The sequence below is a fragment of the Burkholderia mayonis genome, assembly GCF_001523745.2.
Taxonomy (GTDB): Bacteria; Pseudomonadota; Gammaproteobacteria; order Burkholderiales; family Burkholderiaceae; genus Burkholderia; species Burkholderia mayonis.
The window spans coordinates 2,960,448-2,973,682 of the sequence record NZ_CP013386.1; the positions used below are offsets into that span (position 1 = coordinate 2,960,448).

Annotated in this window: 11 protein-coding genes and 1 pseudogene; 8 read left to right on the plus strand and 4 right to left on the minus strand. The window is 66.6% G+C overall.

Annotated elements, in window-relative coordinates; all coding sequences use genetic code 11:
* Window positions 1-66: 66 nt before the first annotated feature.
* The 3 genes and pseudogenes from trxB to WS70_RS14235 all read left to right on the plus strand — a co-directional run.
* The gene (gene trxB, locus WS70_RS14225) at window positions 67-1,029 is read left to right on the plus strand and encodes a thioredoxin-disulfide reductase (protein WP_059597477.1); all 963 of its coding nucleotides are present in this window, start codon (window positions 67-69) and stop codon (window positions 1,027-1,029) included.
* Between the two features lie 149 nt (window positions 1,030-1,178).
* Window positions 1,179-1,922, plus strand: coding sequence for a Smr/MutS family protein (locus WS70_RS14230; protein ID WP_059597479.1), 744 nt, complete (start codon window positions 1,179-1,181; stop codon window positions 1,920-1,922).
* A 19-nt stretch (window positions 1,923-1,941) separates the two neighbouring features.
* Window positions 1,942-2,100 (plus strand): annotated as a pseudogene (locus WS70_RS14235) (TRIC cation channel family protein); the annotation flags it as partial.
* Between the two features lie 194 nt (window positions 2,101-2,294).
* On the opposite strand, the gene WS70_RS14240 reads toward WS70_RS14235, so the two are convergent.
* From WS70_RS14240 to WS70_RS14255, 4 genes are all read right to left on the minus strand, one after another.
* Window positions 2,295-3,413 carry an ABC transporter ATP-binding protein gene (locus WS70_RS14240; RefSeq protein ID WP_059597481.1) on the minus strand — a complete coding sequence of 373 codons (1,119 nt, stop codon included), beginning with the start codon at window positions 3,411-3,413 and terminating at the stop codon, window positions 2,295-2,297.
* 102 nt (window positions 3,414-3,515) lie between these two features.
* Window positions 3,516-4,373, minus strand: coding sequence for a carbohydrate ABC transporter permease (locus tag WS70_RS14245; protein WP_059471202.1), 858 nt, complete (start codon window positions 4,371-4,373; stop codon window positions 3,516-3,518).
* Window positions 4,363-5,301 carry a carbohydrate ABC transporter permease gene (locus WS70_RS14250; RefSeq protein WP_059597483.1) on the minus strand — a complete coding sequence of 313 codons (939 nt, stop codon included), beginning with the start codon at window positions 5,299-5,301 and terminating at the stop codon, window positions 4,363-4,365. The genes WS70_RS14245 and WS70_RS14250 overlap by 11 nt, the downstream gene beginning before the upstream one ends.
* A 155-nt stretch (window positions 5,302-5,456) precedes the next feature.
* Window positions 5,457-6,704 (minus strand): ABC transporter substrate-binding protein, encoded by a 1,248-nt coding sequence (locus WS70_RS14255; RefSeq protein ID WP_059471204.1) that lies wholly within the window; start codon window positions 6,702-6,704, stop codon window positions 5,457-5,459.
* Between the two features lie 455 nt (window positions 6,705-7,159).
* Here WS70_RS14255 and zwf point away from each other — a divergent pair, with 455 nt between their 5' ends.
* The 5 genes from zwf (at window position 7,160) to WS70_RS14280 (ending at window position 13,226) form a co-directional block, all read left to right on the plus strand.
* On the plus strand, window positions 7,160-8,629 hold the full coding sequence (gene zwf / locus WS70_RS14260; protein ID WP_059471205.1) for a glucose-6-phosphate dehydrogenase: 1,470 nt from the start codon (window positions 7,160-7,162) through the stop codon (window positions 8,627-8,629).
* Window positions 8,630-8,720: 91 nt separating this feature from the next.
* On the plus strand, window positions 8,721-9,401 hold the full coding sequence (pgl, locus tag WS70_RS14265) for a 6-phosphogluconolactonase (RefSeq protein ID WP_059471206.1): 681 nt from the start codon (window positions 8,721-8,723) through the stop codon (window positions 9,399-9,401).
* The gene (locus WS70_RS14270) at window positions 9,379-11,304 is read left to right on the plus strand and encodes a bifunctional transcriptional regulator/glucokinase (protein WP_059471207.1); all 1,926 of its coding nucleotides are present in this window, start codon (window positions 9,379-9,381) and stop codon (window positions 11,302-11,304) included. Before pgl ends, WS70_RS14270 begins: the two co-directional genes overlap by 23 nt.
* A 390-nt stretch (window positions 11,305-11,694) precedes the next feature.
* Window positions 11,695-12,495 carry a transporter substrate-binding domain-containing protein gene (locus WS70_RS14275; protein WP_059471208.1) on the plus strand — a complete coding sequence of 267 codons (801 nt, stop codon included), beginning with the start codon at window positions 11,695-11,697 and terminating at the stop codon, window positions 12,493-12,495.
* A 71-nt stretch (window positions 12,496-12,566) separates the two neighbouring features.
* Entirely contained in the window at window positions 12,567-13,226 is a 660-nt protein-coding gene (locus WS70_RS14280; RefSeq protein WP_059597485.1) for an amino acid ABC transporter permease, read from the plus strand.
* The last annotated feature ends 9 nt before the right edge of the window (window positions 13,227-13,235 follow it).

Consider the following 13,235-nt stretch of genomic DNA (forward strand, 5'->3'; position numbering starts at 1 on the left):
CCGCTCGCAACGTGCCGCCCGGCAGCGTCATCCGCCCGGCCGGCCGCATTTTTACGGATCCTGCACATGCCCACGCCCAAACACGCGAAAGTCCTGATTCTCGGTTCCGGCCCCGCCGGCTACACGGCGGCCGTCTACGCGGCCCGCGCGAACCTGTCGCCCCTCCTGATCACGGGCATCGCGCAAGGCGGCCAGCTGATGACGACGACCGACGTCGAAAACTGGCCGGCCGATCCGGACGGCGTGCAGGGCCCGGAGCTGATGCAGCGCTTCCTCGCGCACGCGGAGCGCTTCAACACCGAAATCGTGTTCGACCACATCCACACCGCGAAGCTGCATGAAAAGCCGATCCGCCTCATCGGCGACGCGGGCGAATACACGTGCGACGCGCTCGTCATCGCGACGGGCGCGTCCGCGCAGTACCTCGGCCTGTCGTCGGAAGAAGCGTTCATGGGCAAGGGCGTATCGGCCTGCGCGACCTGCGACGGCTTCTTCTACCGCGGCCAGAACGTCGCCGTCGTCGGCGGCGGCAATACGGCCGTCGAGGAAGCCCTCTACCTGACGGGCATCGCGAAGAAGGTCACGGTGATCCACCGCCGCGACAAGTTCCGTGCGGAGCCGATCCTCGTCGACCGTCTGCTCGAGAAGGAGAAGGAAGGCGTCGTCGAGATCAAATGGGACCACGTGCTCGACGAAGTGACGGGCGACGCTTCCGGCGTGACGGGCGTGCGCGTCAAGCACGCGAAGACGGGCGCGACCGAGGACGTCGCGGTGCAGGGCCTCTTCATCGCGATCGGCCACAAGCCGAACACCGACATCTTCAAGGGCCAGCTCGAGATGAAGGACGGCTACATCATCACGAACAGCGGCCTGTCGGGCAACGCGACGGGCACGAGCGTGCCGGGCGTGTTCGCGGCGGGCGACGTGCAGGACCACATCTACCGTCAGGCGATCACGAGCGCGGGCACGGGCTGCATGGCGGCGCTCGACGCGCAGCGCTATCTCGAAAGCCTGCACGACCGCAAGTAAGCGCGCCGCGCGGCGCTACAATGGCATCGCCGCGCGCCGCCTGCCGGGTCTGGAACACCGCAGCCGCTGTGCATCGCGCAGCGGCTTTTTCATGTCCGTCGGGCGAAACCGCAGCGTCGGCGCGCCCGCCCATCCGCATCCGATTCATCATGGCGAAAAACCAGCCTCATCCGAGCGACCCCGCGAAGCGGCAAGCCGCCGCACGGGCCGTCGAACCGACTCCCGCGCCCGCGAGCCCGCCTCCGCCGCCCGCCGCGCTGCGCGGCCAGGGCCTGGCCGGGCTCGGCGCGCTGCGTGGGACGCTCGCGGGCGAATCCGAGCGCCGCACGCGCGAAGCGGCGCAGGCGAAGCAGGCCGCCCGCCGGAACGCCGCGGATGCCGACCTGTTCCGCCGCGAGATCGGCGAGATCACGCCGCTCACCGCGCCGTCGCGCGCCGAGAGCGGCCGCCCGCCGCCCGCGCCCGTGCCGAAGCACACGCAGCAAGACGAGGAAGCGGTGCTGTCCGAGACCTTGTCCGACGAATTCGATCCCGAGACGCTGCTCGACACCGACGAGACGCTTTACTACCACCGCCCCGGCGTGAGCCGCGATGTCGTGCGCAAGCTGAGAAGCGGCGCGTGGATCGTCCAGGCGCAACTCGACCTGCACGGAATGCGGCGCGACGAGGCGCGCGATGCGCTCGCCGAATTCATCCGCGAAGCGGGCAAGAAAGGCCTGCGCTGCCTGCGCGTGATCCATGGCAAGGGGCTCGGCTCAGCCGGCAAGGAGCCGGTGCTGAAAGGCAAGGTGCGCGCGTGGCTCGTGCAGAAGGACGAGGTGATCGCGTTCTGCCAGGCGCGCGGCCACGACGGCGGCGCGGGCGCGGTGCTCGTGCTGCTGCAGCCGGCGTAGAGCGGCGACCGGAGGCCGCGTGCCGCCCAGGCCCACGCTCGCGATCGCGGCCCTGGAGGCGATCGCGCCCCTCCCGTTCGCGATCTCGGGCTTCGTCGAGGCGCGCAAGAACTGGCTCGATTCGGTCGGCACGTTCGTCGTCGCGCTCGCGACCGCGTTCGGCGGGAGCACGAACAGGCGCTAGCCGCGCACGATGCACGGAACAAAAAGGGCGGCCCGTGCACGCACGGCCGCCCTTCTCTTCCCTGACTTCGCCCCGCGATCCCCCGAATCACCTGCGATCGACGTAGCGACGCACGACGCACGACGCACGGCACACGACGAACGCTGCGCGCAAGCCGCGCCGCGTCGCCGAGCGCCGCCCGCGCCGGATCACGCGATCCGCGCTTCCGTCGACGGATCGAACAGCACCGCCTTCGACACGTCGAACAACAGCGACAGCTTCTGCTGCGGCTTCGGATCGGCGGCCGGGTGCACGCGGCTCACGATCCGCTTGCCGTTGACCTGCGCGAACACGTGCGTGTCCGGGCCGGTCGGCTCGGTCACGTCGACCGTCACGTCGACCGGCTGCAGCCGCGACGTCTCGCCGTTGTGCGCGCTCCTCGCATCGGTGATCCGCTCCGGCCGCAGCCCGAGGATCACGTCGCGGCCGACGTGGCCGTTCATCCGCTTCACGTCGAACGGCAGGTTCAGCACGCCACGCATCGCGCCCGTATCGAGCTCGATGCCGACGCCGCTCCCCTGCTCGACGAGCTTGCCGCTGATGAAGTTCATCGGCGGCGCGCCGATGAAGCCCGCGACGAACAGGTTCGACGGCGAATCGTAGATTTCCTGCGGCGCGCCGAACTGCTGGACCACGCCGTCCTTCATCACGGCGATCCGGTCACCGAGCGTCATCGCCTCGATCTGGTCGTGCGTCACGTAGACGATCGTCGTGCCGAGGCGCTGGTGCAGCAGCTTGATCTCGGCGCGCATCTCGATGCGCAGCTTCGCGTCGAGGTTCGACAGCGGCTCGTCGAACAGGAACAGCGACGGATCGCGCGCGAGCGCGCGGCCCATCGCGACGCGCTGCCGCTGGCCGCCCGACAGCTGGCCCGGCTTGCGGTCGAGCAGGTGCTCGATTTGCAGCATCGCGGCGACGCGGTCGACGATCTGCTTCTGCTCGCTCTTCGCCACCTTGCGGATGTTGAGGCCGAACGAGATGTTCTCGCGCACCGTCATCGACGGATACAGCGCGTACGACTGGAACACCATCGCGATGTCGCGATCCTTCGGCGACAGGTCGTTGACGACCTTGTCGCCGATCCGGATCTCGCCCTTCGTCACGGTCTCGAGGCCCGCGATCATGTTGAGGAGCGTCGACTTCCCGCAGCCCGAACCGCCGACGAGAATCAGGAACTGGCCGTCCTCGATGTCGATGTCGACGCCCTTGAGGACGGGCACCCCGTTCGGGTAGGTCTTGTACACGTCACGGATGGAAAGGCTTGCCATGCTGTGAATCCTCTGTCTCAGTGCGGCGCGCGTGCGCCGCGTCGTGTCTCGTATCGTTGCGCCGCGCGCGGCGCCTGCATGTTCGCGTCGAGCGTCCCGACGTCACCCCTTGACCGCGCCCGCCGTCAGGCCGCGCACGAAGTAGCGGCCGGCGATCACGTAGACGAGGAGCGTCGGCAGCGCGGCGATGATCGCGCCCGCCATGTCGACGTTGTATTCCTTCACGCCCGTCGACGTGTTGACGAGGTTGTTCAGCGCGACCGTGATCGGCATCGAATCGACGCCCGAGAACACGATCCCGAACAGGAAGTCGTTCCAGATCTGCGTGAACTGCCAGATCAGGCACACCATGAAGATCGGCAGCGACACGGGCAGCAGGATCTTCGTGAAGATCGTGAAGAAGCCCGCGCCGTCGATGCGCGCCGCCTTCACGAGCTCGGCCGGCACGCTCACGTAGAAGTTGCGGAAGAACATCGTCGTGAACGCGATTCCGTACACGACGTGCACGAACACGAGGCCGGGAATCGTGTTGGCCATTCCGAAGAAGCCCTGCAGCCGCGCCATCGGCAGCAGGATCACCTGGAACGGGATGAAGCAGCCGACGAGCAGCATCGTGAAGAGCGCGTCCGCGCCGCGGAAGCGCCAGTGCGTGAGCACATAGCCGTTGAACGCGCCGATCAGCGACGAGATCAGCACGGCCGGAATCACCATCTTGATCGAATTGAAGAAGAACGGCTTCATCCCGTCGCAGCGCACGCCGGTGCACGCCTCGCTCCACGCCTTCACCCACGGCGAGAAAGTCCAGTTCGACGGCGGCGTCAGCAGGTTGCCGGTGCGCAGCTGGTCGAGGTCCTTGAACGACGTCGACAGCATCACGTAGATCGGAAACAGGAAGTACAACGCGAACAGGATCAGCGCCGCGTAAATGACTGCCCGGCTGATGGTCATCTTAGGCTGCATTGCGGGTGCTCCTCGATTCCAGATACATCAGCGGCACGAGCACCGCGACGACCGTCGCGAGCATCATCACCGACGACGACGCGCCGACGCCGAGTTGCCCCCGATTGAACGAATACGTGTACATGAACATCGCGGGCAGCGACGACGACGTGCCCGGCCCGCCCGCCGTCAGCGCGACGACGAGGTCGAAGGTCTTGATCGTGATGTGGCAGAGGATCAGGAGCACCGAGAAAAACACGGGGCGCATGCTCGGAATCACGATCTTGCGGTAGATCGTGGGCAGCGTCGCGCCGTCGACCTGCGCCGCCTTGAAGATCTCGCTGTCGACGCCGCGCAGGCCGGCGAGGAAGAGCGCCATCACGAAGCCCGTCGACTGCCAGACGGCCGCGATCACGACGCAGAAGATCGCCTTGTCCGGATCGTCGAGCCAGCCGAACGAGAAACTCGTCCAGCCCCAGTCGTGCATCACCTTCTCGAGGCCGAGGCCCGGGTTCAGGACCCACTGCCACGCGGTGCCCGTGACGATGAACGACAGCGCCATCGGATACAGGAACACCGCGCGCAGCGCGCCTTCGTTGCGGATCTTCTGGTCGAGCAGGATCGCGAGAAAGAGACCGAGCACGACGCAGATCGCGATGAACGGAACGCCGAACCAGCCGAGGTTCGCGGCCGACGTCCACCAGACGTCGTTCTGGAACAGATCCGAATAGCGGCCGAAGCCGTCGAAGCCGTAGTTTGGCAACAGCCGGGAATTCGTCAGCGACAGATAGCCGGTGACGGCGATGAAGCCATAGATGAAAACCAAGGCGATCGCGATGCTGGGCGCGAGCACCAGTTTCGGAATCCAGCGGTCGGCGAACGCCGACAGCGGCGACGTGCGGTGCGCGGCAGCCGCGCTGGTTCCGTTTCCGCTAAGAGGGGCAGCCACGTGTTTCGACTCCTGGAACGAGGTCGCCTGCGCGTCGGCAAGAAGCCGGCGCGGGCGGCGGGTACGGCGCGGGCCGGCACGCGGCCCGTTTGCTGCGGTTGCAGCACGAAGCACCCGGCGCGACGATGCGTGAAACCGGGCGCCCGCGCCGTGCGTTACTTCACCTTCGCGGCTCGTGCGAGCGCGGCAACCGCGCTCTTCGAGTCCTGCTGCGAGTTCATGAACTTCGTCACGACGTCGGTGATCGCGCCCGCCGTCGCGTCGCCCTGCGCCATCCCATGCGCGAGCGACGGCACGTAGCCGCCCGACTTGATCGCCGTCTGTTCATCAGCGTAGGACTTCTTCGCGCAATCGTCGAACTTGTCCATCTTCACGCCGAGACGCACTGGGATCGAGCCCTTCAGCAAGCTGAACTGCTCCTGGAATGCGGGCGTCATGATCGTCTTCGCGAGCGCGATCTGGCCGGGCGTCGCCGCCTTCTGGCCCTTCTGCTGGAAGAACACGAACGAATCGACGTTGAACGTGTACGCATTCGCCGTGCCCGGCACCGCCGCGCAGATGTAGTCCTTGCCCGGCTTCTTGCCCGCCGCCTCGAACTCGCCCTTCGCCCAGTCGCCCATGAACTGCATGCCGGCGCGGCCGTTGATGACCATCGCGGTCGCAAGGTTCCAGTCGCGGCCGTTGCGGCCGGTGTCGAAGTAGCCCTGGATCTTGCGGACCGTGTTGAACACTTCCAGCATCTTGTCCGACGTGAGCGTCTTCTGGTCGAGATCGACGAGCGCCTTCTTGTAGAAGTCGGCGCCTTGCGACAGCACGACGTCTTCCCACAGCGTCAGGTCCTGCCACGGCTGACCGCCCATCGCGACCGGCTGGATGCCCGCCGCCTTCAGCTTGTCGGCGATCTGGAAGAATTCGGGCCACGTCGCGGGCGGCTTTGCGCCGATCTTGTCGAGCGCGGCCTTGTTGATGTAGAGCCAGTTGACGCGGTGCACCGAGAACGGCGCCGCGACGGTGTTGCCCTTGTATTTGATGATCTTGTCGATCTCGGGCGGCAGGTTCTGCTTCCAGTCGCCCGCGGCGGAATCGATGTTCACGAGCACGCCTTGGTCCGCCCATTCCTGGATCAGCGGCCCCTTGATCTGCGCGGCCGACGGCGCGTCGCCGCTGATGACCTTCGTCTTCAGCGCGGTCATCGCCGCAGCGCCCGCGCCGCCTGCGACCGCGTAGTCCTTCCAGACGTAGCCCTGCTTCTGCAGGTCGTCCTTCAGTGCGCCGACCGCCTTCGATTCACCGCCCGACGTCCACCAGTGCAGCACCGTGACGTTCTCGGCTGCTTGCGCCGCTGCGGCGCCGAACAACAGGCCTGCGGCGCCGAGCGCGCCCATGATCGCGCGAATTTTCATCAGTTATCTCCTCCAGATTTGGATCGATTCGTCAGGCTTTCGACTGCGCGGATGCGTGAAAGCCGGCTTTGCTACGGAACGACACGGGAAATCGAGCCGCGAACGACGCATGATGCGTGCGGGCCGATGCCGGCCGCGGGCTCTTAGAAACTGAGTGACTCGAGATTCAACGACTGTCTCCTCTTTGGGCTATCCGGTTCCGCCGCCGCGCGGCTCGAACCCGGGGCAGCGACGCGCGCGAACATGCGCTTCATCAATGTCCGATAACATTTCCACGTGCGGCGCTCGCGCCGCACGGCCCGTCCGAAGATCGCGCCTCTTCATGCCGTGCGCTTCTTTTCTTCGTTCGGGTGCTACCCCTTGCGGCGGATTGTAGTTAAACTACAATTCAGTGTCAAAAATATTTTTATCGCACTACGGCCCGCGTCGCGGGCATCCCCAAACGGCGGAGACACATGCATACCGATTCGAGCTTCACCTTCGTTCTCTTCGGCGGCACCGGCGATCTGTCGATGCGCAAGATTCTCCCCGCGCTCTTCGAGGCGCACCGCGCGAACATGCTGTCGGAAGCCGGCAGGATCGTCGCCGTGGCCCGCCATGCGGCGGACCGCGACGGCTACCTGCAATGGGTCGACGAGCACGTGAAGCCGCACGCGGCGAAGGCGGTGGGCGGCGCGTTCGACGAATCCGTCTGGCAGGGCTTCCTCGAGCGCATCGTGTACGTGAAGCTCGACCTCGGCCGCGCGGAGGACTACGCGTTGCTGCGCGATGCGGTCGGCCGGCTGTCGGGCATCCGCGTGTTCTATCTGGCGACGGGCCCGTCGCTCTTCGTGCCGATCTGCAAGGCGCTCGCCGCCGCGGGCCTCAACGAAGGCGCGCGGATCGTGCTCGAGAAGCCGCTTGGCTACGACCTGCGCTCGTCGAACGCGATCAACGACGCAGTCGGCGAGATCTTCGCCGAAGATCAGATCTATCGGATCGACCACTACCTCGGGAAGGAGCCGGTGCAGAACCTGCTCGCGCTGCGCTTCGGCAATGCGCTCTTCGAGCCGCTGTGGCGCCGCGAATGGGTCGAGAGCATCCAGATCACGATCGCCGAGGAGCTCGGCGTCGAAGCCCGCGGCGATTTCTACGACAATACCGGCGCGCTGCGCGACATGGTGCAAAACCACTTGCTGCAGCTTCTGTCGATCGTCGCGATGGAGCCGCCGCACTCGATGGATTCCGATTCGGTCCGCGACGAGAAGCTGCGCGTGTTGCGCGCGCTGAAGCCCGTCGATCCGCGCGACATCGGCAAGGTCGCCGTGCGCGGCCAGTACCACGCGGGCGTGATCAAGGGCGCGCAGGTGCCCGCCTACGCGACCGAGTCCGGCGTGAAGTCCGACAGCCAGACCGAGACGTTCGTCGCGCTGAAGGTCGAGATCGAGAACTGGCGCTGGGCCGGCGTGCCGTTCTTCCTGCGCACCGGCAAGCGGCTCGCCGACCGCGTCGCGGAGATCGTCGTCAACTTCCGTCCGGTGCCGCACTCGGCGCTCGGGCCCACTGCGCTGCGCGCGGGCGCGAACCGCCTCGTGATCCGGCTGCAGCCGAACGAGTCGATTCGTCTGTACTGCCTCGCGAAGCAGCCGGGCGAAGGGATGAATCTCGCGAGCGTGCACCTCGACCTCGCGTTCGACCAGTTCTTCAAGGAAGGCCAGATGGAGGCGTATCAGCGCCTGCTGCTCGACGTGATCAACGGCCGCCTCGCGCTCTTCGTCCGTCGTGACGAACAGGAAGCCGCATGGCGCTGGGTCGAGCCGATCCTGAACGAATGGGCGCGCTCGGCGAAGCCGCCGAAGCCGTACGCGGCCGGCACCTGGGGCCCCGCCGCCGCGAGCGCGATGCTCGCGCAGCACGGCACCTGCTGGCTCGAAGAAGAAAACTGATGCAAAGCGGCGCGCGTGCGGTTTCGCATGCGCGCCGCTCGATGGTTCCCACTGAATTCATTCAATTCAATAAAGGCAGTCTGGAGGAGAAGTGATCGAGGTTCACGCTTTCGAAAGCCCGCGCGCGCAATCCGAAGCGCTCGCGCAAGCGGTCGGCGAAGCGCTCGCGGCAGCGCTCGCGCAGCGCGCGCGCGCAACGCTCGCAGTGTCGGGCGGCACGAGCCCGCGGCCGTTCCTGCAAACGCTGTCGAGCGCCGCGCTCGACTGGCCGCGGATCGACGTGACGCTCGTCGACGACCGCTGGGTCCCCGATACCGACAACGCAAGCAACGCGAAGCTCGTACACGAAACGCTGCTGCGAAACGCGGCCGCGCACGCGCGCTTCGCGCCGCTCGTCGACCTGCGCGAGTCGCCCGACACGCAGGTCGCCGCGCTCAATCAGAGCCCCGCGCATCCGCTGCCCGACGTCGCCGTGCTCGGCATGGGCGAGGACGGCCACACCGCATCGATCTTCGCGGACGCGCCCGAATGGGATCACGCGATCGCGACGACCGAGCGCTTCGTCGCCGTCCATCCGGGCGCCGCGCCGCATGCGCGCGTGAGCCTGTCGCTCGACGCGCTGAAGCGCATCGACCGCCTGTTCCTGCTGATTGCGGGAAGCCGCAAGCGCGAGGTGCTCGAGGCGGCCGCCGCCGCGCCGCAGAAGAACGCGATTTCGCAACTCGCCAACGACAAGGGGACGAAGCTCGATGTCTACTGGTGCGCAAACTAACGTCGCCGCGGCGAGCCAGCACGCCGACGGGCCGCGCCTATTGGCCGACGTCGGCGGCACGAACGCGCGCTTCGCGCTCGAGACGGGCCCGGGCGAGATCACGCAGATCCGCGTGTACCCGGGCGCCGACTATCCGACGCTCACCGACGCGATCCGCAAGTATCTGAAGGACGTGAAGATCGGCCGCGTGAACCACGCGGCGATCGCGATCGCGAATCCCGTCGACGGCGATCAGGTCCGGATGACGAATCACAACTGGAGCTTCTCGATCGAAGCGACGCGCCGCGCGCTCGGCTTCGACACGCTCCTCGTCGTCAACGATTTCACCGCGCTCGCGATGGCGCTGCCGGGCCTCACCGACGCGCAGCGCGTGCAGATCGGCGGCGGCGCGCGCCGGCAAAACAGCGTGATCGGCCTGATGGGACCGGGCACGGGGCTCGGCGTGTCGGGGCTCATCCCGGCCGACGACCGCTGGATCGCGCTCGGCAGCGAAGGCGGCCACGCGACGTTCGCGCCGATGGACGAACGCGAGGATCTCGTGTTGCAGTACGCGCGCCGCAAGTATCCGCACGTGTCGTTCGAGCGCGTGTGCGCGGGCCCGGGCATGGAGATCATCTATCGCGCGCTCGCCGCGCGCGACAAGAAGCGGGCCGCCGCGAACGTCGACACGGCCGACATCGTCGAGCGCGCGCACGCGGGCGATGCGCTCGCGCTCGAGGCGGTCAAGTGCTTCTGCGGAATTCTCGGCACGTTCGCGGGCAACCTCGCGGTGACGCTCGGCGCGCTGGGCGGCATCTACATCGGCGGCGGCGTCGTGCCGAAGCTGGGCGAGCTGTTCATGCGCTCGCCGTTTCGCGCGCGCTTCGAGGCGAAGGGCCGCTTCGAGACCTATCTCGCGAACATCCCGACCTACCTCATCACCGCCGAGTATCCGGCGTTCCTCGGCGTGTCGGCGATCCTCGCCGAGCAGTTGTCGAACCGCACGGGCGGCGCGTCGTCGGCCGTGTTCGAGCGGATCCGGCAGATGCGCGATGCGCTGACGCCCGCCGAGCGCCGCGTCGCCGATCTCGCGCTCAACCATCCGCGCTCGATCATCAACGATCCGATCGTCGACATCGCGCGCAAGGCCGACGTGAGCCAGCCGACCGTCATCCGCTTCTGCCGCTCGCTCGGCTGCCAGGGGCTGTCGGATTTCAAGCTGAAGCTCGCGACAGGCCTGACGGGCACGATTCCGATGAGCCACAGCCAGGTGCATCTCGGCGACACCGCCACCGACTTCGGCGCGAAGGTGCTCGACAACACGGTATCGGCGATTCTCCAGTTGCGCGAGCATCTGAACTTCGAGCACGTCGAGCAGGCGATCGACATCCTCAACAACGCGCGGCGCATCGAGTTCTACGGGCTCGGCAATTCGAACATCGTCGCGCAGGACGCGCACTACAAGTTCTTCCGCTTCGGAATCCCGACGATCGCGTACGGTGACCTGTACATGCAGGCGGCGTCCGCGGCGCTCCTCGGCAAGGGCGACGTGATCGTCGCGGTGTCGAAGTCGGGCCGCGCGCCGGAGCTGTTGCGCGTACTCGACGTCGCGATGCAGGCGGGCGCGAAGGTGATCGCGATCACGTCGAGCAACACGCCGCTCGCGAAGCGCGCGACGGTCGCGCTCGAGACCGATCACATCGAGATGCGCGAGTCGCAGTTGTCGATGATCTCGCGAATCCTGCATCTCGTGATGATCGACATCCTCGCGGTCGGCGTCGCGATCCGCCGCGCCGCGCCGAACGCGGAACTCGCGGAGGCGATGGCGCGCGCGAAGGTGCGCGCGGGCACGAGTGCGGACGACGAAGCCGCCGACGTGCTCGACTGGCTGAGCCACGGCGCGGCGCCTGCGGCAAAAGACTGACGCGAGCCGCGAGCCGCGAGCCGCGAATCGCGAATCGCAGTGAACCGGAGCCTGGGGGCTCCGGTTTTTTTGTGCGGCCGCATTGCGTGGGACCGGCACGCGGGCGAATCCTTCGACCCGTCGCACCTGGTTGCACCCACAGCAGATTGTTTGCGCAACCTTCCAAAGCACTAGAAAAACTTTCCACGCGGCGGCCAAAGTCCGCACTTCTTTGGAAACATTTTCCATTTTGACAAAATTAAGCTTGCCTTCAATCGACTTGCTTTCGTAGCCGCCGGACGACGCCCCGCCCCGCACATCCCGCATGAATCCGCGCGGTGCCGGGATCGCCGCCGAAGCGACGACGCAGCCGCGAAATCACCCGATCAGTTTTTATCAACGGAGATCAAGATGAAGGCATTCAAACCGATGTTCACGTCAGCAGTCGCCGCCGCGCTCGTGGGCATCGCGACCGCCTCCGCGCACGCGGCCGACCTGCTCGACAGCGTCAAGCAAGCCGGCGTGCTCAAGATCGCGCTCGAAGGCACGTACCCGCCGTTCGATTACCGCAATAGCGACGGCCAGCTCGAAGGATTCGACGTCGACGTGGCGAAGGCCGTCGCCGCGCGGCTCGGCGTGAAGCCTCAATTCATCACGACCGAATGGAGCGGGATCCTCGCCGGCCTGCAAGCGGGAAAGTTCGACGTGATCGTCAACCAGGTTGGGATCACGCCGGCGCGCAAGCAGGCGCTCGACTTCAGCCAGCCGTACGTGTACTCGAGCGTGCAGCTGCTGCAGCGTGAAAACGATTCGCGCGCGTTCAAGTCGCTGAACGACCTGAAGGGCCTCAAGGCGGGTGTCGTGCTGGGCAGCAACTATGCGGATCTCGTGAAGACGGTGCCCGAGGTCGGCCTGCGAACCTATCCCGGCGATGCGGAGATGCTGAGCGATCTCGCAACGGGCCGGATCGACGCGGCCGTGAATGACCACCTGATGCTTTCGTACCTGATCAAGCGCTCGCACCTGCCGCTGCGCACGGGCAACATGATTCCCGGCGCCGACACGCAAATGGGCATTCCGTTCCGCAAGGGTAATCCGAAGTTCGCGAAGGCGATCGACGACGCGCTCGCGGCGATGCGCCAGGACGGCACGCTGAAAAAGATCTCGATGCAGTGGTTCGGCTCCGACACGACAACCCCCAACGTACGTTGACCGCAACTGCCCGTGCGCGCGTCGGCCCGCATTGCGCCGCCGGCGCCCGGCAACGATCTGGAGACAAGTTCATGGAAGCGTTCAATCTGATCGTTCACAGCCTTCCCATCCTGGCGATAGGCGCGGTGCTCACGATCAAATTCGCGGTCGCGTCGATGATGCTGGGCTTGATCGTCGGCCTTCTCGTCGCGATCGTGCGCATCGGCAACAACAAGCCCCTGTCCGCGATCGCTCAGGGTTACGTCAGCGTGATGCGCGGCACGCCGCTCCTCGTGCAGATGTTCGTCGTCTACTACGGACTGCCCAGCATCGGCATCTCGCTCGATCCGACCTCCGCTGGCATCCTCACACTCACGCTCAACGCGGGCGCGTACCTGTCGGAAAGCATGCGCGGCGCGATCCTCGGCATCGGCCGCGGCCAGTGGGCCGCATCGCACAGTCTCGGCTTCACGCACGTGCAAACACTGCGCCATGTGATCTGCCCGCAGGCGCTGCGTCTCGCAGTGCCGAGCCTCGGCAACACGCTGATCAGCCTCATCAAGGACACGTCGCTCGTCTCCGTCATCACCGTCACGGAGCTGCTGCGCTCGACGCAGGAAGTGATCGCGTCAACGTTCCAGCCGCTGCCGCTGTATCTCTCCGCCGCTGCGATCTACTGGGTGCTGAGCACGCTGCTCGCGCGACTGCAGGGCCGCATCGAAACGCGCTGCGCGCTGCCGTCGACGCACTGATCCCCGCGC